At 41.7% G+C, this 26,526-nt stretch carries 26 protein-coding genes; 16 read left to right on the top strand and 10 right to left on the bottom strand.

The window, feature by feature from the left end:
- Positions 1-81: 81 nt before the first annotated feature.
- The 6 genes from rbfA to M1E96_RS18930 all read left to right on the top strand — a co-directional run bounded on the left by rbfA (position 82) and on the right by M1E96_RS18930 (position 7,464).
- Positions 82-492 carry a 30S ribosome-binding factor RbfA gene (gene rbfA, locus M1E96_RS18955; RefSeq protein ID WP_070925673.1) on the top strand — a complete coding sequence of 137 codons (411 nt, stop codon included), beginning with the start codon at positions 82-84 and terminating at the stop codon, positions 490-492.
- Complete coding sequence (truB, locus tag M1E96_RS18950; protein ID WP_319067323.1) at positions 492-1,436, top strand: tRNA pseudouridine(55) synthase TruB; 945 nt, start codon at positions 492-494, stop codon at positions 1,434-1,436. Before rbfA ends, truB begins: the two co-directional genes overlap by 1 nt.
- Positions 1,437-1,558: 122 nt before the next feature.
- A complete protein-coding gene (gene rpsO / locus M1E96_RS18945; RefSeq protein ID WP_006657959.1) occupies positions 1,559-1,828 on the top strand; it encodes a 30S ribosomal protein S15 in 270 nt (89 codons plus the stop codon).
- 403 nt (positions 1,829-2,231) lie between these two features.
- Positions 2,232-4,355, top strand: coding sequence for a polyribonucleotide nucleotidyltransferase (gene pnp, locus M1E96_RS18940; RefSeq protein WP_319067321.1), 2,124 nt, complete (start codon positions 2,232-2,234; stop codon positions 4,353-4,355).
- 81 nt (positions 4,356-4,436) lie between these two features.
- Entirely contained in the window at positions 4,437-5,354 is a 918-nt protein-coding gene (gene nlpI, locus M1E96_RS18935; protein WP_070925570.1) for a lipoprotein NlpI, read from the top strand.
- Between the two features lie 169 nt (positions 5,355-5,523).
- A complete protein-coding gene (locus tag M1E96_RS18930; protein WP_319067319.1) occupies positions 5,524-7,464 on the top strand; it encodes a DEAD/DEAH family ATP-dependent RNA helicase in 1,941 nt (646 codons plus the stop codon).
- Between the two features lie 320 nt (positions 7,465-7,784).
- Here M1E96_RS18930 and M1E96_RS18925 read toward each other — a convergent pair whose 3' ends face one another.
- The 4 genes from M1E96_RS18925 to M1E96_RS18910 all read right to left on the bottom strand — a co-directional run bounded on the left by M1E96_RS18925 (position 7,785) and on the right by M1E96_RS18910 (position 11,441).
- Positions 7,785-8,228, bottom strand: a complete 444-nt coding sequence (locus M1E96_RS18925) for a hypothetical protein (RefSeq protein ID WP_319067318.1) — start codon at positions 8,226-8,228, stop codon at positions 7,785-7,787.
- Between the two features lie 246 nt (positions 8,229-8,474).
- Positions 8,475-8,849, bottom strand: coding sequence for a YjaA family stress response protein (locus tag M1E96_RS18920; RefSeq protein WP_140181047.1), 375 nt, complete (start codon positions 8,847-8,849; stop codon positions 8,475-8,477).
- Positions 8,850-8,889: 40 nt separating this feature from the next.
- A complete protein-coding gene (gene btsR / locus M1E96_RS18915) occupies positions 8,890-9,606 on the bottom strand; it encodes a two-component system response regulator BtsR (protein WP_070925567.1) in 717 nt (238 codons plus the stop codon).
- 125 nt (positions 9,607-9,731) lie between these two features.
- Positions 9,732-11,441: a LytS/YhcK type 5TM receptor domain-containing protein gene (locus M1E96_RS18910; protein WP_369427285.1), complete on the bottom strand. Its 1,710-nt coding sequence runs from the start codon at positions 11,439-11,441 to the stop codon at positions 9,732-9,734.
- A 460-nt stretch (positions 11,442-11,901) separates the two neighbouring features.
- Here M1E96_RS18910 and M1E96_RS18905 point away from each other — a divergent pair, with 460 nt between their 5' ends.
- The 6 genes from M1E96_RS18905 (at position 11,902) to M1E96_RS18880 (ending at position 17,782) form a co-directional block, all read left to right on the top strand.
- The gene (locus tag M1E96_RS18905; RefSeq protein WP_319067314.1) at positions 11,902-12,873 is read left to right on the top strand and encodes an HlyD family secretion protein; all 972 of its coding nucleotides are present in this window, start codon (positions 11,902-11,904) and stop codon (positions 12,871-12,873) included.
- An 11-nt stretch (positions 12,874-12,884) separates the two neighbouring features.
- Entirely contained in the window at positions 12,885-14,030 is a 1,146-nt protein-coding gene (locus M1E96_RS18900; protein ID WP_070925564.1) for an ABC transporter permease, read from the top strand.
- Complete coding sequence (locus tag M1E96_RS18895; protein WP_070925563.1) at positions 14,030-15,187, top strand: ABC transporter permease; 1,158 nt, start codon at positions 14,030-14,032, stop codon at positions 15,185-15,187. The genes M1E96_RS18900 and M1E96_RS18895 overlap by 1 nt, the downstream gene beginning before the upstream one ends.
- Positions 15,188-15,428: 241 nt before the next feature.
- Complete coding sequence (locus M1E96_RS18890; RefSeq protein WP_070925562.1) at positions 15,429-15,836, top strand: DUF350 domain-containing protein; 408 nt, start codon at positions 15,429-15,431, stop codon at positions 15,834-15,836.
- Between the two features lie 15 nt (positions 15,837-15,851).
- Positions 15,852-16,586 carry a DUF1190 domain-containing protein gene (locus M1E96_RS18885; protein ID WP_319067311.1) on the top strand — a complete coding sequence of 245 codons (735 nt, stop codon included), beginning with the start codon at positions 15,852-15,854 and terminating at the stop codon, positions 16,584-16,586.
- Positions 16,587-16,588: 2 nt separating this feature from the next.
- Positions 16,589-17,782 carry a glutathionylspermidine synthase family protein gene (locus M1E96_RS18880; protein ID WP_070925560.1) on the top strand — a complete coding sequence of 398 codons (1,194 nt, stop codon included), beginning with the start codon at positions 16,589-16,591 and terminating at the stop codon, positions 17,780-17,782.
- Positions 17,783-18,075: 293 nt separating this feature from the next.
- On the opposite strand, the gene M1E96_RS18875 is transcribed toward M1E96_RS18880, so the two are convergent.
- Together M1E96_RS18875 and M1E96_RS18870 are read right to left on the bottom strand one after the other, a co-directional pair.
- Positions 18,076-18,951, bottom strand: a complete 876-nt coding sequence (locus tag M1E96_RS18875; protein WP_319067310.1) for a U32 family peptidase — start codon at positions 18,949-18,951, stop codon at positions 18,076-18,078.
- A 12-nt stretch (positions 18,952-18,963) separates the two neighbouring features.
- Positions 18,964-19,959: a peptidase U32 family protein gene (locus M1E96_RS18870; RefSeq protein WP_318707051.1), complete on the bottom strand. Its 996-nt coding sequence runs from the start codon at positions 19,957-19,959 to the stop codon at positions 18,964-18,966.
- A 482-nt stretch (positions 19,960-20,441) separates the two neighbouring features.
- Here M1E96_RS18870 and M1E96_RS18865 point away from each other — a divergent pair, with 482 nt between their 5' ends.
- Both M1E96_RS18865 and M1E96_RS18860 read left to right on the top strand, forming a co-directional pair.
- A complete protein-coding gene (locus tag M1E96_RS18865) occupies positions 20,442-20,966 on the top strand; it encodes an SCP2 domain-containing protein (protein WP_369427284.1) in 525 nt (174 codons plus the stop codon).
- Positions 20,960-21,463 (top strand): GNAT family N-acetyltransferase, encoded by a 504-nt coding sequence (locus M1E96_RS18860; RefSeq protein WP_140181037.1) that lies wholly within the window; start codon positions 20,960-20,962, stop codon positions 21,461-21,463. Before M1E96_RS18865 ends, M1E96_RS18860 begins: the two co-directional genes overlap by 7 nt.
- Here the strand turns inward: M1E96_RS18860 and M1E96_RS18855 are convergent.
- The gene (locus tag M1E96_RS18855) at positions 21,436-21,747 is read right to left on the bottom strand and encodes a GIY-YIG nuclease family protein (RefSeq protein WP_319067307.1); all 312 of its coding nucleotides are present in this window, start codon (positions 21,745-21,747) and stop codon (positions 21,436-21,438) included. The two genes, M1E96_RS18860 and M1E96_RS18855, sit on opposite strands and share 28 nt — an antisense overlap.
- Positions 21,748-22,042: 295 nt before the next feature.
- Between M1E96_RS18855 and M1E96_RS18850 the strand changes: the two genes are divergently transcribed.
- Positions 22,043-22,294, top strand: a complete 252-nt coding sequence (locus M1E96_RS18850) for a DUF1471 domain-containing protein (protein WP_070925555.1) — start codon at positions 22,043-22,045, stop codon at positions 22,292-22,294.
- A gap of 153 nt (positions 22,295-22,447) precedes the next feature.
- Positions 22,448-22,885 (top strand): YhbP family protein, encoded by a 438-nt coding sequence (locus M1E96_RS18845; RefSeq protein ID WP_140181035.1) that lies wholly within the window; start codon positions 22,448-22,450, stop codon positions 22,883-22,885.
- On the opposite strand, the gene nrdG is transcribed toward M1E96_RS18845, so the two are convergent.
- The 3 genes from nrdG to M1E96_RS18830 all read right to left on the bottom strand — a co-directional run bounded on the left by nrdG (position 22,882) and on the right by M1E96_RS18830 (position 26,342).
- Positions 22,882-23,346: an anaerobic ribonucleoside-triphosphate reductase-activating protein gene (gene nrdG, locus M1E96_RS18840; RefSeq protein ID WP_319067305.1), complete on the bottom strand. Its 465-nt coding sequence runs from the start codon at positions 23,344-23,346 to the stop codon at positions 22,882-22,884. The two genes, M1E96_RS18845 and nrdG, sit on opposite strands and share 4 nt — an antisense overlap.
- Positions 23,347-23,350: 4 nt before the next feature.
- Positions 23,351-25,489: an anaerobic ribonucleoside-triphosphate reductase gene (gene nrdD / locus M1E96_RS18835; RefSeq protein ID WP_283125971.1), complete on the bottom strand. Its 2,139-nt coding sequence runs from the start codon at positions 25,487-25,489 to the stop codon at positions 23,351-23,353.
- 406 nt (positions 25,490-25,895) lie between these two features.
- Complete coding sequence (locus M1E96_RS18830; protein ID WP_070925552.1) at positions 25,896-26,342, bottom strand: N-acetyltransferase; 447 nt, start codon at positions 26,340-26,342, stop codon at positions 25,896-25,898.
- Positions 26,343-26,526 lie beyond the last annotated feature (184 nt).

Genomic DNA, 26,526 nt, shown 5'->3' with positions numbered 1-26,526 from the left:
AATCACACATCTAATATGTGTGGAGCTCATTGATATATTCCTAGGGGGGCTTATGCCCCCCTATGTATCGGAGATATGGATATGGCAAGAGAATTTAGTCGTTCTCAGCGTGTAGCACAAGAAATGCAAAAAGAAATTGCAATTATCTTGCAGCGCGAAGTGAAAGATCCTCGCATTGGTATGGCAACCGTTTCGGGTGTTGAATTATCAAGAGACTTGGCCTACGGAAAAGTATTTGTCACTTTCTTAAACATTTCTCATGAAGAACATGAGTCACAAATGGTTCAAGATGGTATTAAAGCGCTAAATGAAGCTTCAGGCTTTATTCGTTCTTTACTCGGAAAAGCAATGCGTTTACGTGTCATTCCTGAGTTAACGTTCTCTTACGATAGCTCATTGGTTGATGGTATGCGTATGTCTAACTTAGTTTCTAATGTTATTCGTAATGATGAAATACGCCGTGCAAATGCGGACGATAAAGAGGAAAAATAATGGGGCGTCGTCGTAGCGGCCGTAATATAGATGGCGTTGTGCTGCTGGATAAACCTACTGATATTTCTTCAAATGATGCGCTGCAAAAAGTGCGGCGCTTCTTCAATGCAAATAAAGCGGGCCACACCGGTGCGTTAGATCCACTTGCAACAGGGATGCTCCCAGTGTGTCTTGGTGAAGCAACCAAATTCTCTCAGTTTTTACTTGATTCAGATAAACGTTATCGTGTAATTGCTCGCTTGGGGCAACGTACCGACACTTCTGACTCTCACGGAGAAATCATCAGTGAGCGTAACATTGAGTTTACACAAGCTCAGCTTGATGAGGCTTTAGAGCACTTTCGTGGTGATACTTTGCAAGTTCCCTCAATGTATTCCGCATTGAAACATCAAGGACGCCCTCTGTATGAGTATGCACGAAAGGGGATCACCGTAGAGCGCGAAGCCCGCCCAATTACAGTCTATGAGTTACAGTTTATTCGCTTAGAAGGTAATGAGCTTGAGCTGGAAATCCACTGTTCTAAAGGCACTTATATTCGAACCATCATTGATGATTTAGGTGAAATGTTAGGCTGTGGTGCTCATGTGACCTATTTGCGCCGAGTTCAAGTGGCAAATTATCCGTACGAACGGATGGTGACATTGGAACAGTTAGCAGAGCTAAGAGCAAGAGTCGATGCAGGTGAGGGCTCTTTTGAGTCATTACTCGATAGTTTATTGTTACCGATGGATACCGCTGTCGTGCATTTTCCAGCGGTCAATTTAACTGAAGAAACAGCCGCTTATTTTAAGCAAGGTCAACCAGTTAGAGCCGATATTGGTGGATTAGCTGAAGGTACGATGATCAGAGTGACTCGAGGTGACTCTCAATGCTTTATTGGGATTGCGGTGATCAGTGAAGATCTTCGGGTTGCGCCGCGACGTTTAGTCGTCGAAAATGAATAATCCGCATCGCGGCACTTATTGCTTTGCGCCGTTAAGCAGCGTAGAATAGCGGCGCTTAATCTGTGAGATGCTAAATTAGAGATTGGCTCTCATTACATACATTTATACATTTGGAGTTTATTATGTCTCTAAGTACTGAAGCGAAAGCAAAAATCGTTGCTGAATTCGGCCGCGGTGAAAACGACACTGGTTCAAGCGAAGTTCAAATCGCTCTGTTAACTGCTCAAATCAACCATCTGCAAAGCCACTTTTCAGAGCATAAAAAAGATCACCACAGCCGTCGTGGTCTGCTGCGTATGGTTGCTCAGCGTCGTAGATTGCAAGCTTACTTGAAAGGCAAAGACATCGCGCGTTATACCGCTCTTATCGAGCGTTTAGGCCTGCGTCGCTAGTCTTTACTCTAAATAATTCGAGGCGCAGCTAGGCGACAAATGAGTGAGATACTAAGCGCATACATCAGTATGTGACTAGTGCGAGTGAATAGAGTTAACAACGCTGCGACTTGAAGTAGGACGAGTATCGTCAGTTTCAGTGAAAAGGGGCCACCGGCCCCTTTTCTTCTAAAAGTTATATTAAAGTTGAAGTAATACTCGAATTATACTTAACTTAAATGCTAAGCTATGATCCGTAATTAATTGTTTTATTAACGCCTCTTCAGCTACACCGATTCGCGCGGCTAATGAGAAAATTGATAACATGAACATCAGTGTTCTCATTAGTCGCGAGGCTGTGGTAGGAAGAGAAAGCCAATGTCGCTAGAAAAGCTCCAGCGGCCTAAAAATGAAGGGTAATATTTTGTTAAATCCTATCGTTCGCAAATTCCAATACGGTCAGCACACTGTATCCATTGAAACTGGTATGATCGCTCGCCAAGCGACAGCCGCGGTAATGGTGAATATGGATGATACTGCGGTTTTCGTTACTGCGGTAGCTCAGAAAAAAGTTAAAGAAGGGCAAGACTTTTTCCCTCTGACGGTTAACTATCAAGAGCGTACCTATGCCGCTGGTCGTATCCCAGGTAGTTTCTTCCGTCGTGAAGGTCGCCCTGGCGAAGGTGAAACCCTGATCGCTCGCCTGATTGACCGTCCACTACGCCCACTGTTCCCAGAAGGCTTCCTGAACGAAATCCAAATCATCGCTACTGTGGTGTCTGTTAACCCACAAGTTAACCCAGATATCGTTGCAATGATCGGTGCATCAGCTGCATTAGCTCTGTCAGGTGTTCCTTTCAATGGCCCAATCGGCGCAGCTCGTGTTGGTTTTATCAATGATGAATATGTATTGAACCCAACTGCTGACGAATTGAAATCAAGCCGCCTTGATTTAGTGGTTGCAGGAACTGAAAGTGCTGTTCTGATGGTTGAATCAGAAGCTGAGCTGTTAAGCGAAGAGCAAATGCTTGGTGCCGTTGTTTTTGGTCATGACCAACAACAAGTTGTTATCAATGAAATTAATGAATTAGTAAAAGAAGCAGGCAAAGAAAAATGGGATTGGCAACCTGAGCCAGTTAACCAAGCTCTGCAAGATAAAGTTGCTGCCTTGGCTGAAAGCCGTATGGGCGATGCATACCGTATCACTGAGAAACAAGAGCGTTACGCACAAGTTGACTTGATTAAAGATGAAGTCACCGCGGCAATTGTTGCTGAAGACGAAAACGTCGATACTTCTGAAATTGCAGATATTCTTGCTAACTTAGAAAAACAAGTTGTACGTAGCCGTGTTATCCGTGGTGAGCCACGTATTGATGGTCGTGAGAAAGACATGGTTCGTGCGTTAGACGTACGTACAGGTGTTCTGCCACGCACCCATGGTTCGGCACTGTTTACTCGTGGTGAAACTCAAGCACTGGTAACGGCAACACTGGGTACTGAACGTGATGCGCAGGTAATCGACCAACTAATGGGCGAGTACACTGACCGCTTCTTGTTCCACTATAACTTCCCTCCATACTCTGTTGGTGAAACTGGTATGGTAGGTTCACCTAAACGTCGTGAAATTGGTCATGGCCGTTTAGCAAAACGTGGTGTTCTGGCTGTTATGCCAAACCACGCTGATTTCCCATACACGGTACGTGTTGTATCTGAAATCACTGAATCAAATGGTTCATCTTCAATGGCTTCTGTATGTGGTGCTTCTCTGGCTCTGATGGATGCTGGTGTACCAATTAAAGCGGCTGTTGCTGGTATTGCAATGGGTCTGGTTAAAGAAGGCGACGATTTCGTTGTACTTTCTGACATTCTAGGTGACGAAGACCACTTAGGTGATATGGACTTTAAAGTAGCTGGTAGCCGTGATGGTATCAGTGCACTGCAAATGGACATTAAAATTGAAGGTATCACTCGCGAAATCATGCAAGTTGCATTGAATCAAGCGAAAGGTGCTCGTCTACACATTTTAGGTACGATGGAACAAGCGATTAACAGCCCTCGTGAAGAGATCTCTGAGTTCGCACCACGTATCTACACTATCCGTATCAATCCAGACAAGATCAAAGATGTTATCGGTAAAGGTGGTTCAGTGATCCGTGCACTGACTGAAGAAACCGGTACAACCATTGAAATTGAAGATGATGGTACTGTGAAGATTGCTGCAACTGATGGCCTGAAAGCGAAAGAAGCGATTCGTCGCATCGAAGAAATTACTGCTGAAGTTGAAGTTGGCCGTATCTATCAAGGTAAGGTCACTCGTATCGTTGACTTCGGTGCATTCGTTGCTATCGGTGGTGGTAAAGAAGGTTTAGTTCATATTTCTCAAATCGCTGATAAGCGTGTTGAGAAAGTGACTGACTACCTGCAAATGGGTCAAGAAGTACCCGTTAAGGTATTGGAAATCGACCGTCAAGGCCGTATCCGCCTAAGCATGAAAGAAGCTGTGGCAACGGAAGAAGTTCCAGCACAGCAACAGGACTCAGCAGAGTAGGCTGATACTGAAACAGCGCCTTTTGTATGAAGGCACATTTAGCCGTAATTTGCTGAACTAGTGGTAATGTAAGGACGGAGTATGCTGAACAGTATCTGTCTTCGGTTTAGGGATTTAAACACGTTTACTCGTGTAGTCTCTGCGCTTATCTTTTTTGTACTACTTGGATGTAGTAGCAAAGATTGGCGTAAAAACGAGGTATTTGCTGTTCCTTTGCAACCATCATTACAGCAAGAAGTGATATTGGCTCGTATGGAACAAATCCTTGCGAGCCGATCTTTAACCGATGATGAATACGCCCAGCTTTTATATGAGCGCGGAGTGTTGTATGATAGTCTCGGTTTGAGGGCATTAGCGCGCAATGATTTTTCAACTGCGTTAGCGATCCGCCCTGATATTCCTGAAATCTTTAACTTTTTAGGAATATATTTTACGCAGGCTGGCAATTATGATGCCGCCTATGAAGCGTTTGATTCTGTATTAGAGCTTGATCCAACTTACAATTTCGCGCGTATGAACCGTGGCATCGCATTATATTACGGTGGCCGTCATAAATTAGCGCAGGATGATCTGCTGGCGTATTATCAGATAGATCCAAATGATCCTTTTCGTTCTCTATGGCTTTATCTTGTTGAAAAAGACATAGACCCGCGTATAGCGCAAGAAAATCTTGCTGCTCGCTATAATCGTGCGGAGAAGGGGCAATGGGGCTGGAATATCGTAGAGTTTTATTTAGGTGACATCAGTGAAAATACATTGATGACGCGTTTGAAAGAAACTTTTACGGATAACACTTCGCTCGCTGAGCATCTCAGTGAAACTAACTTCTATTTAGGTAAGCATTACCTAAGTCTGGGGGATAAGGATAGCGCAACTGCGTTATTCAAACTGACGGTGGCTAACAACGCTCACAGCTTTGTTGAACACCGCTATGCATTGTTGGAATTGGCGCTGTTAGGCCAAGAACAAGACGACCTTTTAGAATCGGGCCAGCAATAGCTGACGAACATTTCATGACTATTTTTTGAGCCATCATCTTTAGGGGTGACGGCCTATTTGTTCGTTTAATAACACAATTTGAGCCAGTTCACATTTTAAATGAAAATGACCGAAATGAATTTCGTACGGTTATGTAAACTGGCCGCCATTAAGTATGAGGCACCTTTACATGACCACCGAGACTGATATCTCTTTCGCTGATTTAGGTTTATCAGCGTCTATTTTGACTGCACTAAACGACCTGGGATACGAAAAACCTTCACCGATCCAGCAGCAATGTATCCCATTGTTGATGGAAGGTAATGATGTGCTGGGGATGGCCCAAACAGGTAGTGGTAAAACTGCTGCTTTTAGTTTGCCGTTACTCCATAACATCGATCCTGATTTAAAAGCCCCACAAATTTTGGTTCTTGCTCCAACTCGTGAGTTGGCTGTTCAAGTTGCTGAAGCGATGGGCGATTTCTCTAAACACATGAGCCGCGTTAATGTTGTTGCTCTGTATGGTGGCCAACGCTATGACGTACAATTACGTGCTCTGCGCCAAGGCCCGCAAGTGGTTGTCGGTACGCCTGGCCGCCTACTTGACCATCTAAAACGTGGTACTTTGGATCTTTCTAAATTGAAAGGCCTCGTATTAGACGAAGCCGATGAAATGCTACGTATGGGCTTTATTGAAGATGTTGAAAACATCATGAGCCAAATTCCAGCTGATCATCAAACTGCGTTGTTCTCTGCGACTATGCCTGAGCCAATTCGTCGTATTACACGCCGTTTCATGAAAGAGCCTAAAGAGATCCGCATTCAAGCTAGCATTACAACACGTCCAGATATTGCTCAAAGCTATTGGACTGTGTATGGCATGCGTAAGAACGAAGCATTAGTTCGTTTCTTAGAAGCTGAAGATTTCGATGCTGCAATCATCTTTGTGCGTACTAAAAACGCAACATTGGAAGTCGCTGAAGCGCTTGAGCGTAATGGTTACAACAGTGCGGCACTGAATGGTGATATGAACCAAGCACTGCGTGAACAAACCTTAGAGCGTTTAAAAGATGGTCGTTTGGATATATTGATTGCAACTGACGTTGCGGCTCGCGGTCTTGACGTTGAGCGTATCAGCCTAGTTGTTAACTATGATATTCCAATGGATGCAGAATCTTACGTTCACCGTATCGGTCGTACTGGCCGTGCGGGCCGTGCGGGTCGCGCATTATTATTCGTTGAGAATCGTGAGCGTCGTTTGCTGCGTAACGTTGAACGCACCATGAAGCTGACTATTCCAGAGGTGGAACTGCCAGATTCTCAGCTATTAAGTGAACGTCGTCAGGCGAAATTTGCTGAAAAAATTCAACAGCAATTTGAAAGCAGCGATTTAGATCAATACCGTGCACTGTTGGCTAAGCTGTCTCCATCAGAAGATGTAGATATGGAAACATTAGCAGCAGCACTGCTGAAAATGGCTCAAGGTGAACGTGCCCTGATCCTGCCACCTGATGCTCCACGTCGTCCACGTCGTGAGTTTAACGACCGTGATGATCGTCGCCGTGATCGCAATAACAGCAATGGCAATGGTTTTGAGCGTGCAGAGCGTGGCGGTAGTGCTCGTCGTGAGCGTCGTGATGTTGGTGATATGGAAATGTACCGTATCGAAGTTGGCCGCGATGATGGTGTAGAAGTTCGTCACATTGTTGGTGCGATTGCGAACGAAGCTGACATCAGCAGCCGTTATATTGGTAATATTAAATTGTATGGTACCCACTCTACCATTGAATTACCAAAAGGCATGCCAACTGACGTATTAACCCATTTAAGCCGTGCACGTATTCTGAACAAACCAACTCAGATGCAACTGATTGGCGATGCGCAACCATTTGAACGTCGTGAGCGTCGTGGTGGTCCACGTCGCGAAGGTGGTAGCGAAGGTGGTTTTGGTGCAGGCCGTCGTAACGACCGCGAAGGTGGAAACCGTCGTAGTGGTGGTGATCGTGATAATGCGGGCGGTAACCGCCGTGGTGGAAACCGTGATCGTGGTAATAGCAGCGCTCCACGTGGTCGTAATGAAGATCATAATACTGCGGCACCACGTCGTCGCAGCACTAGCCATAACGCATAATTAAATGCCTAAGTGCCTTGATTAAACCGGCACTGGTTAAAATACAAAACCCGCTTCCAATTGGACTGCGGGTTTTTTATTGGAGAAAGTTAATATTCATTGCATTATTTTCTATTTATCGTAAATACTCCTGCATTGCTTAGCTCTTTAGTATTTATGTATCGCATTTGGCTTGCAGAACCTAGCATCGAGTCTAATGCTTTTATATGAGAGGTCTATTCAGATTTCAAACTTGATGGAATATAATGGTATCCGCCCTTAATGTAATCTCTGATTATTTCTATTTTGACACTTTGATCTATAGAAGATAGGTTATTAGGCTAAAATATAAGGCCAAAATCAATAGGGACTATTTGTCCTGTTTCTATTTTCAAAAAATTTTCAGGTTTAGCGTCAGCCATTAAAAAACCTTTATCATAGAGATCTTTTATCCCACTGAGCGTTTCTATTTTATTAGGTGTTTGGCCATGAACAAATGGCATTGTAATTCTTTCTCCAATGATAAATGCATTTGGAGATATGCTATGGGTTTTATCTCTATATGCATTACACATAGTAACCTCATGTTTAGCCTCACCTAAATTGAACTTTTTAAGCTGTTTTATGACAAATTGGCTGTCATGATAGACGTGACTTCTACCACCTCTACCAATTCGTTTTTCCATGTTCTCCACAGGTTTTATCCGGCAGTGTAGTTCTATCGCATTTGCTTGCCACTTATTTATTTTAGGATAAATAAGTGTATCTTTTTCTTGAGTAGTCATCTTCTTTCAAAAAACGACAAGAATTTTATTTGTAAAGTTAGATGGTAGACATAGGATGTATGAGAGAAAGGAGTTAATGGCTCCTGAGATTGTTGACGAAGCAGAATAAAAATATGGTTTTTCCTACTCCGTATTATCAGCCGAAAATCAATGAATTGGTTTTGCTCATTTATTTCAAAAACTTTAGCCACTGCCGGCAAACAGAATACGTCTGTCAGCAGTTTGAGGGGCTTAATGGCCCTTGGATTATTTCCTATCCAATAACTCTTCTGCATGTTTTTGTGGCATGGGGAGAGTGTCATGACTGACGATCACTTTTTTAAGCTTATGGTTAAAAGCTGCCACAGTGATCTCTTCGAGTAGTCTGACTTCAACAGGACTTAAGCCGCCTTCATTTTTTTCTAAAGCTTGCACAATAATGCGATGATGTGGCGTTAATGGAAGCCGAACACTCAGTTTCATTGTGTCAATAAGTTGCACTAGAAGGCTTTGGGCGACGTAAAAATCACCAATGATCAGCCGAGACGATGAGAAATCACCTTTTGCGGTATATTCTTCATGGGTCTCTAGGTTTTTTAAGGTCATTGAGTTGGTGCGAAGTTGTAAGTAGAAGTCGGCCATGTATCATCTCCCTATACGCGTCATCTTTTAAATAAATACTCTAAATGAGCCCTAGTGCTTCTTTTAACGGCTTTAAGTAGCGGCGGCTTACTGGGATATGTTCCCCTGAGCTTAAGACTAGCTCTGCTTGCCCATTATCACCAAACAAAATTTCACTTAATTGCGTCATGTTAACTAAATATTGACGATGGCAGCGCACTAATGAGGTGCGTAACTCTAGTGTTCTGAGAGTCAGCTCTGTAAAGCCTTCTTGGCCTTGTGTGCTCATCACATAAACGCCACTCATGCGCGAAGTGACATACTGCACTTCATCCAATTTCATCAGCCAAATGCGGCTATGGCCGGTACAAGGAATAAATTTTAATGGCTCGTGATCACTTAAGATTTCAAGATCTTGTTTTTGTTGGCCTTGGCGTAGGCGAGTGAGTGTTTTATTCAGTCGATCGCTTTCGAGTGGTTTTAATAAATAATCAAATGCGTGTTCTTCAAAGGCTTGTATGGCGAATTCATTAAAAGCAGTTAAAAAAACGATATAGGGACGATCTTCAGGATCAAGCATGCGTACCATCTCAAGGCCAGTGATACGAGGCATTTGAATATCAAGAAATACCACATCGGGTTTCTTTTTGTGGATCACACCGATTGCTTCAATTGCATTGGCGCATTCATCCATAATTTCAATATCATCATGTTCTTCAAGCAAACAGCGCAAGTTTTCCCGTGCAAATGGTTCATCATCAACAATTAGTACGTTCATAAGTATTCAATCTTTTTATTATATTCGTGATACTTCAAGTTGCAGCGCCTTTTGTTAAGGTATGGTGACTACGCTCGCCGAGTCATAGCGTTTATCTATGCTTCTCGTCAATCTTCGCTTGTCGCTTACCTGCAATTTGGATTATTTAGAGTACATGTTAAAACGTAAGGCAATCGTAACTGTACGCGTGTAAATTGCTCTGGCTCATATTCCACACTCACACCATATTGTTCGCCATATTTAAGTTTAAGGCGCTTATCGACTAGGCTCATACCCAATCCATCACTTTGTGTAGTGGGTTGATAGCAGCCGGCATTGTCTTCTATCTCAATATATACTTGCTCACCGCGTATATAACTTCTTATTGTAATATATCCAGTATCTAATAACTGTGAAGTACCGTGTTTAATTGCATTCTCTACAATGGGTTGTAGTGAAAAGGCAGGCAATTTAACTTGTTTTAAGTGTTCTGGTATATCTAGCTCTATATGTAATTTTTCTTGGAAACGTGCTTTTTCTATCTGTAAGTAAGCATTCACATGTTCTAATTCTTCGCCTAATGTGGCGTCTTGCTCTGGACGCTTGAGGTTATTTCTAAAGAAGGTCGAAATATACTGAACGAGTTGACCTGCTTGCTGGCTATCTCGGCGAATAACTGCTTGCAATGTATTTAAGACATTAAATAAAAAGTGTGGATTAACCTGTGCATGTAATAGCTTCACTTCAGATTGTAATAAAGATTGTTTATTACGTTCATATTGCCCCGCGAGGATCTGAGCCGAAAACAAACTGGCGATACCTTCACCCAGTGTCCGGTTAATAGAACTGAATAGCCGATTCTTCGCTTCATAAAGTTTAATGGTACCAATAACGCGTTCATTTTCACCTCTAAGTGGGATAACAAGTGCGGATCCAAGCTTACATGTGGGGCTTAAAGAACATTTATAAGGTGTTTCATTACCATCTGCATAAACCACTTCATTGTTATCAATAGCTCGCCTCGATTGCTCTGAGGCAATAGGCGTTCCTGGACAATGATGATCAGCACCAATACCAATAAAGGCTAAAATCTTCTCTCTATCCGTGATGGCAACGGCACCAATTTCGAGTTCTTGATAGATAATTTTAGCGACTTTCATGCTGTTATCTGCATTAAACCCCTTACGTAAGATCCCATCAGTACAGAGCGCAATTTTTAAGGCTTGGGCTGAAAATGCAGTGGTATATTTTTCAACAATGGCACGGCGGTCGAGCAAAATACGAATAAACATTGCCGCACCAATCGTATTAGCAATGACCATGGGCGCTGCGATATTTTTAACCAGCTCTAAGGCTTCGTCGAAAGGGCGTGCTAATAATAAAATAATGAGCATTTGGATGATTTCAGCCACAAAGGTGACACAGCTAGCGGTGAGAGGGTTAAATATTTTATCTATTTGTCCACGCTTCATGTAGTAGCGATGTACCAGTCCACCAATCAGCCCTTCAGCAATTGTTGATACCATACAGCTGAAGGCGGTCATTCCTCCTAGAGAATATCGGTGTAGGCCGCCTGTAAAACCGACGGCAAAGCCAACAGCAGGTCCACCGAGCAGACCGCCAAGGACTGAGCCGATAGCACGTGTGTTAGCGATTGAATCATTAATGTGTAAACCAAAATAGGTTCCCATCACACAAAAAACTGAGAAAATGACGTAACACATCACTTTATGTGGTAGACGAATTGTCACTTTTAATAAAGGGATGACAAGTGGGGTTTTACTCAGTGCCCATGCTATGACTAAATAAACACACATCTGCTGCAAGAGCAGCAGGATCAGATCGAACTCGTACATTAAGGTTTCCAGTTTTGCTGCTTTAAGAGGGCGATTGTTGTGTAACCGACTGATAGCGATTGTAGCGTAATGGGCTGATAGGAGAATAGTGATTTGGTCAAGCTATGCTATCTTTATACTGGTTATACTCGTCATACTTCAAATTGCAGCGTTGTTGACTACGTTCACTCACGCCAGTCATATGGTTTTCTATGCGCCTAGCGATTGGTTCACTTGTCGCCTAGCTGCACCTCGAATTATTTAGAGTATATAATGCCTCTTATAGAGATGTTAACGATGATCAACTGTACTTTGCATTATGTAGAGTATATTTGACATAAGACTGTAATTGGTTCAATAATAGACGTTTTCCCCTTCTATGTGTGACCTTGCGCACAAATTTATTAACGCTGTATCGGCAATTACTGCGATAATTTTATTGCCATAGTTTCCTCCGTGATTATTTAAGGTTTTACTAATAATGAAAAAAAGAACAATAGCACTGATTTTGTTGATGCTGATTTTGATAGCGGCGGCGGCACTTTTTCATTCCCATAACCAATTTTTATTATTACAAGGTGAAGTTGACGCACCTGAAGTTATGGTGACATCGAAAGCTAAAGGGCGAGTGATTGAACGTCATGTCGAGCGCGGAGATGATGTTAAAAAAGGGCAGCTGTTAATTACATTAGAAAGTCCTGAGCTAGCAGCCCAGTATGCGGCACTGAAAGCCGCAAGAGATCAAGCTCAGGCGCAACTCGATCAATCACTTCATGGAACTCGTGAAGAGACCATCCGTAATTTACAAGCATCATTATCGCAAGCGGAATCTCAGTATCAGAATGCCACTCGTGAATATAACCGTTTAAGCAATTTATCGGGTAAAGGATACGTGTCAGCTAATGAGCTTGATAGCTCACGTAAAGCTAAAGATGTGGCTTTTCAGCAAGTTCAAGGCGCTAAAGCACAACTTGAAGAGGCGAAAAACGGTGACCGCATTGAACTGCGCCAAAAATATCAGGCAGAGCTCAATGAGGCAGAGCAAAAATTAGCTGAACTACAAGTACAACTCGATGATTTACAAGTCAAAGCTCCTGTCGATGGTGAAGTTGGTCCAATTCCCGCTGAAGTGGGGGAAATTTTCAATGCAGGTAGTCCATTACTCACCATGGTCCGCATCCCCCAAGCGTATTTTATTTATAACTTACGTGAAGACATCCTTGTTGATGTGAAAAAAGGCGATAAGGTTCAGCTTGATGTGCCTGCGTTAGGTGATAAAAAGATTGAAGCGGAAGTGCGTTACATTGCGCCGAAAGGGGATTACGCAACGAAAAGGGCAACTCGAGCCACAGGTGATTTTGACTTGAAAACCTTTGAAGTCCGTTTGTATCCGTTGGAATCCATTGATGGCCTAAGACCTGGTATGAGCGTGTTATGGCGTTGGGATAAATAAAAGGCGCGAATATGAAATTAAAATTCGCTTGGCATGGTTTTGAACATGCTTTTAGTCGAGAAACACAAGCCGCCATTCGTAGTCCAGTTTTTCATTGGTTAAGCTGGTTATTTCCGCTGATGCTATTTACGTTGGTAAGTGCTAACTTTTCAGAAGGCACACTGATGGATCTCCCCGTTTCTGTGGTGGATAACGATATCAGCCCAGCCTCAAGACTCGTGGTGAGAGACTTAAATGCAGGGCCTCATGCAGACGTTAAAGCGATTGATAATAACCTCAATACGTCATTAAAACGCTTGGCGAGTGCGAAAGATTATGCACTGCTATATATTCCAACCAATTTTGAAGCAGACGTGTTGCGTGGGCGTCAGCCCGAACTACGTATGTACTACAATGCGTTATTCTATGCTTCAGGCAGTTATGCCATTCAAGATTTTAGTGGATTAGTCGCTGAACTGAATGCGAAATATCGTACTCAATTAGCGAGCTCCATGGGGAAAGCATTGCCGCAATTGGCACAAGTGACACTTTCCTACGATAGCTTATTTAATCCAAGTGGTAGTTATATCTATTATCAGCAATTTGCAGCGACGATCCATATGTTGCAGCTATTTGTGGTGACTTGCACCATCTATACGTTATCGCGTAGCTCTATATTACAAAGTGTGAAACCGTTTTCGATGGCAGTTTTAGGGAAAATGGCACCTTATACGCTATTTTTTACTACATTATTAGTGGTGGAATTGGCCGCGTTAGTGAGCATTTTTGATGCTAAGGTGGTGGGTAATCCTTTATACATGATAATGGTTGGCTTTTTTTATGTGATAGCGGCGCAAAGTATCGGTTTATTACTGTTTAGCTTCACCTCTAGTGCGATTATGGCCTACAGCTTAATTGGGATGTTAGTCAGTATCGCCTTGGCCTTTTCAGGTATGGCGGTACCTGAATTATCAATGATTTTACCTGCTCAAATCATTTCCAACATTGAGCCACTGACGCATACACTTAACGCCATGTTTGATATTTTCTTACGTGAAATTTCATTCATGCGAATTGTGGAAGTGTGTTTGTTTTTACTGATTTATCCAATCGTCACCGCTTTTTTGATCCGTAAGCGATTACCTAAACGAATTGCAGCTCAAGGGGGGGAACTCTAATGCAAATGTATTTTGCAACCTTCCGCAAAGTGTTGCTCGGTATGTTGGATAAACCAATGTGGTTATTATTGCTGGTTTCTTTATGCGTAATGAGTTTGGTGTATGCAAAACCGGTTTTGTGGGATTTGCCCGTTGCGGTTATCGATCAGGATCATAGTGTTGCGAGCCGTGCATTAATTCGTGATTTAGATGCAGCACCTAAGGTCGTGTTGCACAGCTATGACAATTTGGCTCAAGCGCGCAAAGACATGATTGACCGGAAATTGTTTGCCATCATTATTATCCCAACAGATTTTGAAAAATTCTTACTCAATGGAAAAAATATCACCGTACCTGTCTATGGTGATGCGACGAACCGCTTAGCCAGTGGTCAGATCCAACAAGAGTTAGTAAGTGCTTACCAAACGTTGTTGAATAGCTATAACACTCAGCTGCTGGTGGATTCAGGTTATAGTAAGCAACAAGCAGAAGTGATTATTACGCCAATTCGAAGTGTAACTGAGCCTCTTTATAACCCTGGAGTCAGTTTTGCGGCGATTGTGTTTCCAGGGCTGTTAGTTATGCTATTACAGCACTCATTGTTGATTGCTTGCGTACGTGTCAGTATTGCGATCCGTGGAACACCTAAGGGTAAGCCACCGCTGGCCGTGTATTTAGGCGCACTTTCAGCGCTGATCCCAATATGGCTATTTTTATCGACAGTATTTTTTGCCTTATGGCCATGGATCCTTGGATATCGGCAAGAAGCACCATTATACCAGCTGTGGATGCTGACTTTCCCATTCTTACTTGCCGTATTAGGGCTCGGCAAGTTAGTGACTGAGTGTCTACGTAGTGTTGAAATGATTTATCTGACGCTGGCATTTATTACGACACCTGTATTTTATATGTCAGGGACAATTTGGCCATTACAAGCGATGCCTGAGTGGGTACGAATGATCGCTTACGCTTTACCGTCTACTTGGGCTACGAGTGCCATGGCTGGTATCAACCAAATGGGGCTTCCGTTCAGTGGGGTGCTAATGGATATTGTCATGATGTTAGTGCTTGGTGTGATTTATACCGTCATCGGTGTGTTTATTGGCATGTTGCGGGATGGTGAGCTACGTCATATCTCTCATATTATTCATCGTTGGCGCAAACAGCATCATGAATAATCGAAAAACGGGCGCAGTCCCGTTTTTTTTGCGTCGTAATCTTCATGATTAAAAATAGAGTGGAGTTGTTATTTTAAGTTTATTTAATTCAAAGTTAAAATATACTCTATATTGTAGTATTTAATTAATTTTTTAATCATATTAAGAATGATGATTAATCATTTTGTAAGAACTTATTTAATTGAGTTTATTTTTAAAATAGATTGATATAAATTTCAGCCCTTAATTAAAAGGGGCATTTATGGACGTTTCTATTATACTTTCAGCATTACTTTCTTTTATCAGCTACTTTTTCATTGGTACTATTATGGTACTGGTATTTCTGTTTATTTATACGCGTATTTCTCGACATAATGAGTGGGTGTTGATTAAGCAAAACAATACAGCCGCAGGTATTGCGTTTATTGGTGCGATGATCGGCTATATCACGCCTTTATCGAGCGCGATATCTCATTCGGTGAGTATTTTGGATTGCGTTATTTGGGGCGTTATTGCTTTATTGGTTCAATTATTAGTACTCGGTGCAACCAAAATATATATGCCTAAAATTAGCGAAAAAATTGAACAAAATAATATCTCTGCTGGTTTATTTTTAGGTGGGACATCGCTTGGATTTGGTATTTTGAACGCTGTCAGCATGAGTTATTAATCAAAAAAATGCACTATGAATAAGAAAAATAAAACGAAATATCATAAGCGAAAAAAGAAGGCCGGCTATAAGGGGTATCCACAGCTTAAACGAGTTGGTGTGAGTACTAAAGAGGAGCGGAAAGGATCAGGGTTATTGACACTAGTTATTATGAGTGGAGCGGTATTTTTTGGTTTACGCAGCTGCGATCAAGAGTCGGAAGCGCCTAAAATCACGCTATTTAAGGATACCAATGACTGCGTGCAAGCGGGATATAACCTTTCTTTTTGTGCACAAAAACAAGAGGAAGCGCAGCAAGAATTAATACGAAATATGGCGACATATAGCCAGCTCGATGTTTGCGAAAATTTATACGGTATAGGCAATTGTATACAGAGTAAGCGTAAATTAAGCCGCTTACAGTATGATCAATGTTTGGCGGAAAATGCTACCCCCGAATATTGTGATCGTTTGAGTGAGCAGGATGTTTATGGCCCTAAACTGGCTGGGTTTTCAATTGATGAATCTCCTGAAGCAGTGCAACGCTATAGCTCAACACATACTCACTCATCGGGGAGCTATTATTTTTCTAGAGCTCGTCCATTTTATTCTACTCGATATGAGCCTAATGTTTACCGTGAAGTGGGGTCATCAGAAAAGTGGCTTTCCGATGGTTCAAATAAGTTAAAACCTGCTAATTATCATCATAATTCAACCCGCACGACATCTCGAGGTGGTTTCGGGAACAAATCGAAAAGTAAGGGTGGGTAATTATGTTAAGAATACCACTTAAACCTAGAGAGAATTTAAATCAGATAGCTGAAGATTATGGTTTTAACTTTCATATTATTGATGATGAAATCTATTGGGATGAATCACACGCCTATTGTTTTACATTAGATCAGATTGAAACGGGTATTGAAGATCCCACCGCTGAATTACATCAAATGTGCTTAGAGGTTGTTGATACAGCAATCAATGATGAGTTGGTTCTCAATCAATTGGCGATCCCTGAATTGTATTGGGATGCAATAGCCGATAGTTGGAAGACGAATAAATCTTCACTTTATGGGCGAATGGATTTCTCATGGAATGGTTATAGTACTGCAAAACTACTGGAATATAATGCAGATACACCAACATCGCTTTATGAATCTGCATTCTTTCAATGGCAATGGCTGTCTGAGATGACGGCATGTGGTTTATTACCGACTAATGCAGATCAATTTAATTCCATTCAAGAAAAACTGATCCAGCGTTTTTTACTGTGGCGAAATGAATACCCATTCTATTTTTGTTGCTGTGAAGATTCGATTGAAGACAGAGGAACGGTTCTATATTTGGAAGATTGTGCTAGCCAAGCAGGGTTACAAACTCAGTTTCTGTATATGGAAGAGGTTGGTTTAGGGGTTGGTGGGGTTTTTACTGATCTGCAAGATCAAATCATCCATCAAGGTTTTAAATTATACCCTTATGAGTGGATGTTTCAGGATGATTATGGGCCCGTATTGCGTAGTCAGCGTACAGAATGGGTTGAACCCTTGTGGAAATCGATTTTAAGTAATAAAGGGTTATTGCCTTTATTATGGCGTTATTTTCCTAACCATCCTAATTTATTACCGGCTTATTTTGCCGATGAGCAGATTAATATTGTCGGCAAACTTAAACAAGACATGGGTAATAATTGGCAAGGTTTTACCACAAAGCCACTATTTTCACGTGAAGGCGCCAATGTTTCTCTATTCCTTAATCACGAAAATGAGGTTATAACGGAAGAATTTGGTGAATATGCACATGAACCGCGAATTTATCAAGCCAGTGCATTATTACCTAAATTTGGCTCTGACTATACATTAATAGGCAGTTGGGTCATTGGTGATGAGCCAGCAGGAATAGGCATTCGAGAAGATAGATCATTAATTACCAAAGACACGTCTCGCTTTGTTCCGCATTATATTATGGGTTAATTAATTACGTGATACTGTAATTTGCATATATTTGGTTTTTTCTTATCGTATTTGACTAGCAAGATGTCTCATCTCTTGTATAACGATAATAACTCATCAAATGTTTACTGTTCCCATTTATGGGGTATTGATGTCGGCTTTGGGGTAAAGGATTCACGAATTCCACTATTGATAGATATATGAGTGAATTAAGTTCTTATATAAATAGATATTGTAAAATAATTGGATTGAAACCGATGTCTGTATTTTTATAGGGTGTGAATACGGCACTCACACCCCATAAAATAATACCCCTAATCCACCATCTCTAACCCTGCAACTTGTCGCCAGTAACCATTACAATCTTTATCATCAATAGGGAGAGGGGCTTTCCCTGTTTGATTGGCTTTAAATTGGGTCAGTACTGCCAGTGAATCGATACTGTCAGGGGAAATACGCACAATATCCACTAAATCGTTCATTGACGTTTGCTCATTACCTAAATTGTAGCAATAACCACTTTGTGTTTGCAGACCATTGAGGGTGAAGACTTGCTGTTGCTCTTGAGATAATACCTTGCGGCCTTGTGGGTAATGAATACAACAAGTCTCACAATCATCTTTAGCCCTGTTTTCTGAACGTGCGGTGAAACAACGAGCCGAATAAGCCAGTGGAAGGTACCCATAGCTCATTACTTCAACTTCAAACTTATTGCGGATTTTTAATTCATCACATTGATTTAGCAAATTAATGAGCCAATCTCTAGATAGCTCGACAGGCATACACCAACGCATCATACCTTGGCGTAATAAGATATTCAGTGCTTGGGCGTTATAGCAATTCAGTCCATGACCAGCAATAAAAGGCAGTTTGCGTTCAGCTAGCATGTTAACGACACCAAAATCATGTGCTTCAACGAGAAAATCACCGTTATCAACTAATTTGCTGATCTCTTTAAGTTCAGAAGGTGCTTGTAATAGCGCTAATGTACTTAAAATAATTTGTTTGCCACTTGTGGAGAGCTGTTTTGCAAGATCAATCCAATCTGCGGGCTTCATTGCACGCCGTTTGCTACAAACGGTTTCACCTAGATAGATAATATCTGCATCACTTTGGGCGGCTAATTGATAAAATTCGTAAAGTTTGTGTTTGGGCCAGTAATACAGCACTGATCCTAATGAATACTGCATATTTGACTCCTTTTATTGCCATTCACGGTGATAGGCACCCAGCGTAGTTTGGCTGCCTTCAGAAAGATCCCCGAGTGTTTTTAGCCATTGAGGCTCTGCCATAAATGCGGTTGGATTAGCATTGTATTTATCGATGGCCTGCCGCCAAATGCGTGTTACTTCAGTGACATAAGCAGGACTTCTTTGGCGACCTTCAATTTTCACTGAGGCAATATTAGCAGCCATTAGGTCAGGCAATAGCTCAATAGTATTGAGGCTTGTGGGTTCTTCAAGCACATGGTACTTATGGCCATCGACTAAATAACGGCCTTTACAGAGTGTAGGATAGCCCGCATTTTCATTGCCTTGATAGTTGTCGATTAGCACTTCATTAAGGCGTGATTCCATCCCGCGTGGGGTTCGTTGCCAACGAACAAAGCGCGCTGGTGAGCAAGCTCCAACCGTATTGGGTGATTCGCCCGTAAGGTAAGATGACAGATAGCAGCGTCCTTCAGCCATAATGCATAGGCTACCAAAGGCAAAAACCTCTAAAGGCACAGGGCTACTTTTTGCTAATTGTTTGACTTGGTGAATGGATAACACACGAGGTAATACAACTCTATGCACTTCAAAGTTGCGTGCATAGAAACGGATTGCCTCTGTATTAGTGGCCGAAGCTTGTACTGAAACGTGGCGCTCTATATGTGGATATTTGTTCGCTGCATATTCCAACATGGCCAGATCGGCGAGGATCAGCGCATCAGCACCGAGTGATGCAGCGAGATCAACAGAATCTTTCCAGCGCTGAAAGCCATTAGGATGAGCAAAGGTGTTGATCGCAATATGAAGTTTACGTTTACGGCTGTGAATGTAGCGCTCGGCTTCATGAAGTTTTTTTTCAGTAAAGTTAAGTCCTGCGAAGTGGCGTGCATTAGTATCATTTTTTAGGCCGATGTAGACAGCATCAGCACCATTATCTACAGCCGCTTTGAGGGCGGGTAAGTTGCCAGCTGGGCAGAGTAATTCCATGAGAATTGTTCCAGAGTAGAAATTCGACAATTTAGCATTGTAGTCAACTCATCAGGTCTACATTTTGATTTAAGGCAGTGAATGAGGGATTAAACCATTATAAATCTGTGGTTATTTTCAACAGCAATTGTTGATATTTTGTGCGGATTACGGTGTGGTTGTGATGATTAATTGGTGATTTTCACAAATTAATACTGGTCGTATGTGTAAATCTTGATATAGGATCAAATGAATAAATCTATTTTCTGTCAATATACATATCATATTTCAAGTTGCAGCGTTGTTGACTAGGTTGATTCGCGCGAGTCACATTGATGTATGTTTCTTGCAGCGCATTTATTTATCGCCTAGTTGCATCTCGAATTATTTAGAGTTTATATGGTCTGCATATAATCAGGTATACCGCTATTGATTTCTGTTGGTTGCTTTATAGAAGTGCGTAACTGTTAGCAGATAGGCAAAAATGATAAGGGAGTCGTACTATGTTAGGAAAAATTCGTTCTCAACTTATTTCAAAAGGTCCTTCATTACTGAAGTTGCCTTTAAAAATGACCCCATTCGCCATACAGCGTCAAGTGTTAGAACAGCTGCTTAGCTGGCAGTTTCGTGAGTCGGTCAAAGAAGGAGAGTTGGATTTTCTTGAGGGTAAATGGCTGAAAGTTGAAGTCAGTGACCTTAACTTAGTTTGGTTCATTAGTCTACAAAATGGCATATTGGTGGTGCGCTCTGATGAGCAAGCCGATGTGCATGTGTGTGCAGTGGCGAATGATCTGATCCTGATTGCGGCACGTAAAGAAGATCCTGATACGTTGTTTTTCCAACGTCGATTGGTGATTGAAGGTGATACGGAGCTAGGTTTATACGTCAAAAACCTAATGGATGCGTTTGAGTTAGAAAATATGCCGACGCCACTACGTTTTGCATTATTACAACTGGCGGACTTTATCAAAGCTGCCCAACAAGATGAGGACACTGAGTCTAAAAGCTCTGTGGTTGTTTCATGCTAATTCGTGTTGAGATCCCCGTTGATGCCATGGGTATTGATAAGCTGCTGCGTGAGGCATTCCCAACTGAGGCAGAAGCTAATTTAGTGCAAAAACTACGTGAAGACGGCCTATTAACCCTTGGTGTTGTTGCAACCAATGATGATGGCGAAGTTATTGGCTATGTAGGATTCACCCCTGTTGACGTCAATGATGAAGATGTCCAATGGGTTGGTCTAGCGCCTCTGGCGGTGAGAAAAGAATTTCAGAGGCAAGGTATCGGTGGGCAGTTGATCTACGAAGGGTTAGATAGCCTGAATGAGTTCGGTTATGGTGCCGTCGTGGTATTAGGAGATAGCCAGTATTATCGTCGTTTTGGCTTCGAACCCGCTTCTAAGCATAATGTTGTTTGTCCATGGCCTGATTTACAAGAGCATTTTATGATTTGTGGATTAGAGAATGGCACATTGAGTGATCACCAAGGGAGAGTGACTTACTCTGCGCACTTTGATGCTGTTTGAATGAATAAGTAGTCAACGATATCACTAGGCTGGTCGAGTACCAGCCTTTCTTTTGCCTGTTTGCTGAGTCTTTTGATCTGAAATTCCAATTTAGATGCTGCCGAGCGATCCCCCACCGCACCATTAAACACTAAAGTCAGTGGTAATTTACCTTTCAGTGCTTTTGCACCTTTTCCTTCTTGATGTTGTGTAAAACGGCGTTGGACATCCGTGGTGATCCCACAATATAACCTGTTATTTTTCTCTCTAATTAGGTAGATGTGCCAAATTTTTTGCGTATTCATTTGCTTTTGTTGCCCTATTTTTATCTTTCTGTGCTGAAATCAAAGGAGAAAAAAGATGCCAAAATGTGAAAGGTTATCGAATAAAGATAAATGTAACATACTAAATTATAAACAAAAAATGACACGCAGTGTTCATGAATTTGTCATCAATACCATCCATCTAGATCAAATAATTTGAATGATAACAGCAAAATTAGCTAATTTTCATTATCAATTAAAGTGCATAATATGATCCATATCACAGGGGGACAATAAAATTCCCTGATAAAAACTGAATCTCAATGAGGAACACATTATGAAAAAATCAACATTAGTTGCTGCAACTTTAGCTTTAAGTGCTATTTCATTTGGAACAATGGCTGCTGAAGAAGTTCAACATTCTAGCCAACCAGCCGCAGGTTATGTTTCAGTAACAGGCGCTGTAAGTGTAAATGATCTGACCGCACAATTGGCCAAAAAAGCTGATGAAGCTGGTGCAAGTTCATTCCGCGTAATTTCTGCTGGTGGTGAAAACTCAATGAATGGTGTTGCTGCAATCTATAAATAGTAGTATTCGTCATACTGTGACGATATGAACCATATAGGTTATAGTGGTTAGCAAATTACCCATTTCTAAACGTTCAGAACAGCTTAAGCACGCTCGATGACATGAAATAGTGTATAAAGAGCGTGTTCTGAACGGCTAACTTAGGTTTTTGCGATGAATACCCAACAATCCTTACAACATATCCAGCGTTATTTTTCTCGCCAACACGTCTTTTCACTATTTACTTATCAAGATAATGATATCTGGCCCGCCAGTTGCTATTATGCATTTGATGCTAATCAGATGAGCCTGTTTTTTATGACTGATGCGAACTCGCGTCATGGTCAATTAATGCTTCAAAACAGCCGTGTTGCTGGCACAGTCTCCGCACAAACGAAAGTCGTTAGTCAAATCCAAGGGATCCAATTTATTGGTGAGGTGGTTGCTATTGTCGAAGCGGCACAGCAAACCGCCCGTGATTTCTACTGTCGCCGCTTCCCTGTGGCGTTAACAGCAAAGTTGCCTGTATGGCGATTAGATTTGCAAGAAGTCAAAATGGTGAATAATCAATTAGGCTTTGGTAGCAAATTGTATTGGCTGCGTGATAGTTAGCGTAGCCGGTGGATCACTTGATTACTGCTTCCTCGCCAAAGCAAAGCGGGATCATGCAATTCTTGAACAAATTTCCCATCCACTAACACGTTGATGAAACTCACCACTTTCTGCTGTTCGAGGGTGAGATCTGCAAATAGATAACCCGTCCATAGCCAAATATCTTTATCAGGGCACACCGTTTTTACACGTTGTACTAATTTCAAAATGGCAGGTAGGTTTGCGGGGTGTAGTGGATCCCCGCCGGAAATGGATAACCCTTGCCGACGGATACGTGGATCTTGCAGATCTTGGATGATTTGGTCTTCCATTACTTGTGTGAAGGGAAGACCTGAATCAATTCGCCATGTACTTTGGTTGTAGCAACCTTTGCATTGGTGGATGCAGCCAGAAACAAACAGTGTACAGCGTGTTCCTGGGCCATTCACCACATCAACTGGGTAGTATTGATGGTAATTCATCGCATTAACCCAGCTGGCCGTTGCCTAAATGTTTAATGCGTCGTTTGACTTCTTCTTGTTTACCCGCGTTAAATGGTCGAGCATCTGGGCTACCTAGATAACCACACACTCTGCGGATCACGGAGACACGGTTGGTGTCATGGTTACCACAACGTGGGCACACAAAACCTTTACTGGTACAGTTAAATTCACCGGTAAATCCACATTCATAACATTCATCAATAGGCGTGTTGGTTCCATAATAAGGTACATGCTCATAGCTGTAGTCCCAAACGTCTTCAAGTGCTTTCAAGTTGTGCTGTAAGTTTGGATACTCGCCGTAGCAAATAAAACCGCCATTTGCGAGAGCAGGGTATGGCTGTTCAAAATCAATCTTATCGTATGGGTTAACGCGTTTTTCAACATCAAGGTGGAAACTGTTGGTGTAGTAACCTTTTTCCGTAACACCTTCGATAACCCCAAACTCAGCAGTATCAAGGCGACAGAAACGATCACACAAGTTTTCACTTGGGGTGCTATAAAGGCTAAAACCATAGCCTGTTTCTGCTTTCCATTCATCGGTCGCTTGGCGTAGGCGATCTACAATCGCGATAGCTTTTTCTCTTAATAATGGGTTGTCGTACACATGCTGTTGTGTACCAAATAGTGCATTGATTGTTTCATGTAAGCCAATATAGCCTAATGAAATGGATGCGCGACCATTTTTAAAGATCTCCGCCACACTATCATCTGCTTTGAGTCGTACTCCGCAGGCGCCTTCCATATATAGGATAGGTGCAACGCGTGCTTTGACATTTTCTAGGCGTGCAATGCGTGTCATCAAGGCTTTTTTGGCGATCGCTAGGCGTTCTTCGAGTCGTTGCCAAAACGCGTCTTCATTGCCTTGCGCTTCAATGGCAATACGCGGCAGGTTAAGGCTAATGACACCTAAATTATTACGACCATCATGAATTTGTTGGCCATTTTCTTCGTAGACACCTAAGAAGCTGCGGCAGCCCATTGGCGTTTTAAACGAGCCCGTTACATCGACAACTTTGTCATAGTTTAAGATGTCGGGGTACATGCGTTTGCTCGCACACTCTAATGCTAACTGTTTGATATCATAGTTAGGATCACCATATTGGTGATTAAGGCCTTTTTTAATAGCAAACACTAATTTAGGGAAAACGGCAGTTTTACGATTTTTACCTAACCCAGCGATACGGTTTTTTAGAATGGATTGTTGGATCAAGCGTGCTTCTTGCGATGTGCCTAAACCAAACCCAAAGGTTACGAAGGGGGTTTGACCATTGGCGGTATGCAGTGTGTTCACTTCGTATTCAAGGGATTGGAAGGCATCGTAACATTCTTTTTCGGTTTGGCTATCAGCATAGCCTTTCGCATCTTCAATGCCCCAATTGATCGCTGTTTTTAGATGTTTTTCATAGCTGATGTGGACATAAGGAGCAAGGATTTCATCAATGCGGTTGATAGTGGTGCCACCATAAATATGGCTAGCTACTTGAGCGATAATTTGGGCTGTCACTGCGGTGGCAGTGGAAATTGATTTAGGAGGCTCTATTTCGGCATTACCCATTTTAAACCCATTAGTTAACATGCCTTCAAGATCAATCAGCATACAGTTAAACATGGGGAAAAATGGCGCATAATCGAGATCGTGATAATGAATTTCACCGCGTTCGTGAGCAATAACCACATCACGTGGCAAAATATGTTGTTTAGCGTAATGCTTTGCGACAATGCCTGCGAGCAAATCACGTTGGGTAGGGATCACTTTGCTGTCTTTGTTTGCATTTTCATTGAGTAATGAAACATTGCTTTGTTCAATCAGACCGCGAATATCATGGGTCAGTTGGCTACGTTTTTCGCGTTCATTATCTCGGTCATGGCGGTATTCGATATATGCACGAGCTAGGTTCTTATAGGGGCCAGACATGAGTTGGTTTTCAACAGCATCTTGGATCAGAGCGATATCCACTTTTTCACGGTTGCCAAGTAACTCTGTGACAGTTGTTGCAACTTGAAGAGAGTAGTCATCATCCTGAATATTCACCGCCGCCGCCGCACGTTTTATGGCTTCCTGAATTCTCTGGAGGTCAAAATTCACCTGACAACCGTCACGTTTAATTACAACCGTTTTCACTGTAATGCTCCTTATTGAGTTATCCACAAGCTTAAATGGCACGAAATAGGTGATCGTGGCACTGATTAGGATATTGTGGATAAAACTGTGAATAAATACTATATGTAGTGTCTTGGTGTAATTAAAGCACAATATATAGGTTATTGCTTTTTTTTAGCTACTCTTATTTTGATCCAAAACAAGGAAAAAAATAAATTGTATGAATATCAAAAGCAGAGGAACGAAAATAAAAAAAGTTATTGGGAGCGATAAAGAGATGCAGGGTATCGAGGAGGGCATTTGATGATGATAATCATGCTGAATAGAAGATTAATTAATTTTTCGTTTATTTTAAAAGAGATAATAGCTGTTGCCGTGTGTATTCTACTTGGCAACAGCCTCATACCTTATCAGGAATAACAGCGTATTATTTTAACAGGTCAAATTTTGCTAAATATTCTCCCCAATCTGCTAAACCTTGAAATTCGAAACCAACACTTTGATAGAAGAGGTGTGCTTCAAGATTATTAGTATGATACCCAATCATCATGGTTGGAATTTTATCTTGATTTGATAATTTGATCTCATCAATTATTAAGGCCATTGCCTGCCGCCCATAGCCTAAGCGTTGATAATTTTTATCTATCATGAAACGATAAATCCAATAGTTTCCATCATCAGGATCAATGCCATACATGACTAATCCAATGAGTACCTCTTCGTGCTGGATCCCTTTAACCGTGAAATTAGGTAAAAATTGAACTTCAGCAATTGAATATAAGTTGGATGCAATAAATTGGGATTGTGTTTCTGAAACTTGTAAATCGGCGCAATCTTCCCAGTTGTTTTTATCTAGCTTAACGAGCGTTACCATTAACTTCTCCTATTTAGAGAAGTACATCTTCTCTAAATTATAAATGAATAGAATAGGTGGTGAATATATTTAGTTTTTTGTTATGCATGATAACCTCCTTAACTTAAATTTATATTTTAGATCAATGAATGGTAGGGAGCCGGCTCAACTATGCAGGAATGCTAACAAAATAACAATATGCTTT

Source organism: Providencia sp. PROV236 (assembly GCF_033676985.1).
Classification (GTDB): domain Bacteria; phylum Pseudomonadota; class Gammaproteobacteria; order Enterobacterales; family Enterobacteriaceae; genus Providencia; species Providencia manganoxydans.
The sequence above is the reverse complement of the archived record's forward strand: the minus strand, read 5'-3'. Positions and strand labels throughout refer to the sequence as shown.

What these genes read in the sequence shown, in the direction of transcription:
- nlpI (WP_070925570.1), top strand. Translation starts at nt 4,437, where the DNA reads ATGCTGAACAGTATCTGTCTTCGGTTTAGGGATTTAAACACGTTTACT.
- M1E96_RS18925 (WP_319067318.1), bottom strand. Translation starts at nt 8,228, where the DNA reads ATGACTACTCAAGAAAAAGATACACTTATTTATCCTAAAATAAATAAG.
- nrdG (WP_319067305.1), bottom strand. Translation starts at nt 23,346, where the DNA reads ATGAATTACCATCAATACTACCCAGTTGATGTGGTGAATGGCCCAGGA.
- M1E96_RS18910 (WP_369427285.1), bottom strand. Translation starts at nt 11,441, where the DNA reads ATGTACGAGTTCGATCTGATCCTGCTGCTCTTGCAGCAGATGTGTGTT.
- M1E96_RS18875 (WP_319067310.1), bottom strand. Translation starts at nt 18,951, where the DNA reads ATGCAGTATTCATTAGGATCAGTGCTGTATTACTGGCCCAAACACAAA.
- M1E96_RS18885 (WP_319067311.1), top strand. Translation starts at nt 15,852, where the DNA reads ATGAATAAGAAAAATAAAACGAAATATCATAAGCGAAAAAAGAAGGCC.
- M1E96_RS18870 (WP_318707051.1), bottom strand. Translation starts at nt 19,959, where the DNA reads ATGGAATTACTCTGCCCAGCTGGCAACTTACCCGCCCTCAAAGCGGCT.
- M1E96_RS18865 (WP_369427284.1), top strand. Translation starts at nt 20,442, where the DNA reads ATGTTAGGAAAAATTCGTTCTCAACTTATTTCAAAAGGTCCTTCATTA.
- M1E96_RS18850 (WP_070925555.1), top strand. Translation starts at nt 22,043, where the DNA reads ATGAAAAAATCAACATTAGTTGCTGCAACTTTAGCTTTAAGTGCTATT.
- M1E96_RS18900 (WP_070925564.1), top strand. Translation starts at nt 12,885, where the DNA reads ATGAAATTAAAATTCGCTTGGCATGGTTTTGAACATGCTTTTAGTCGA.
- rpsO (WP_006657959.1), top strand. Translation starts at nt 1,559, where the DNA reads ATGTCTCTAAGTACTGAAGCGAAAGCAAAAATCGTTGCTGAATTCGGC.
- M1E96_RS18830 (WP_070925552.1), bottom strand. Translation starts at nt 26,342, where the DNA reads ATGGTAACGCTCGTTAAGCTAGATAAAAACAACTGGGAAGATTGCGCC.
- M1E96_RS18890 (WP_070925562.1), top strand. Translation starts at nt 15,429, where the DNA reads ATGGACGTTTCTATTATACTTTCAGCATTACTTTCTTTTATCAGCTAC.
- truB (WP_319067323.1), top strand. Translation starts at nt 492, where the DNA reads ATGGGGCGTCGTCGTAGCGGCCGTAATATAGATGGCGTTGTGCTGCTG.
- M1E96_RS18920 (WP_140181047.1), bottom strand. Translation starts at nt 8,849, where the DNA reads ATGGCCGACTTCTACTTACAACTTCGCACCAACTCAATGACCTTAAAA.
- M1E96_RS18855 (WP_319067307.1), bottom strand. Translation starts at nt 21,747, where the DNA reads ATGAATACGCAAAAAATTTGGCACATCTACCTAATTAGAGAGAAAAAT.
- M1E96_RS18930 (WP_319067319.1), top strand. Translation starts at nt 5,524, where the DNA reads ATGACCACCGAGACTGATATCTCTTTCGCTGATTTAGGTTTATCAGCG.
- M1E96_RS18905 (WP_319067314.1), top strand. Translation starts at nt 11,902, where the DNA reads ATGAAAAAAAGAACAATAGCACTGATTTTGTTGATGCTGATTTTGATA.
- rbfA (WP_070925673.1), top strand. Translation starts at nt 82, where the DNA reads ATGGCAAGAGAATTTAGTCGTTCTCAGCGTGTAGCACAAGAAATGCAA.
- M1E96_RS18860 (WP_140181037.1), top strand. Translation starts at nt 20,960, where the DNA reads ATGCTAATTCGTGTTGAGATCCCCGTTGATGCCATGGGTATTGATAAG.
- btsR (WP_070925567.1), bottom strand. Translation starts at nt 9,606, where the DNA reads ATGAACGTACTAATTGTTGATGATGAACCATTTGCACGGGAAAACTTG.
- M1E96_RS18845 (WP_140181035.1), top strand. Translation starts at nt 22,448, where the DNA reads ATGAATACCCAACAATCCTTACAACATATCCAGCGTTATTTTTCTCGC.
- M1E96_RS18895 (WP_070925563.1), top strand. Translation starts at nt 14,030, where the DNA reads ATGCAAATGTATTTTGCAACCTTCCGCAAAGTGTTGCTCGGTATGTTG.
- M1E96_RS18880 (WP_070925560.1), top strand. Translation starts at nt 16,589, where the DNA reads ATGTTAAGAATACCACTTAAACCTAGAGAGAATTTAAATCAGATAGCT.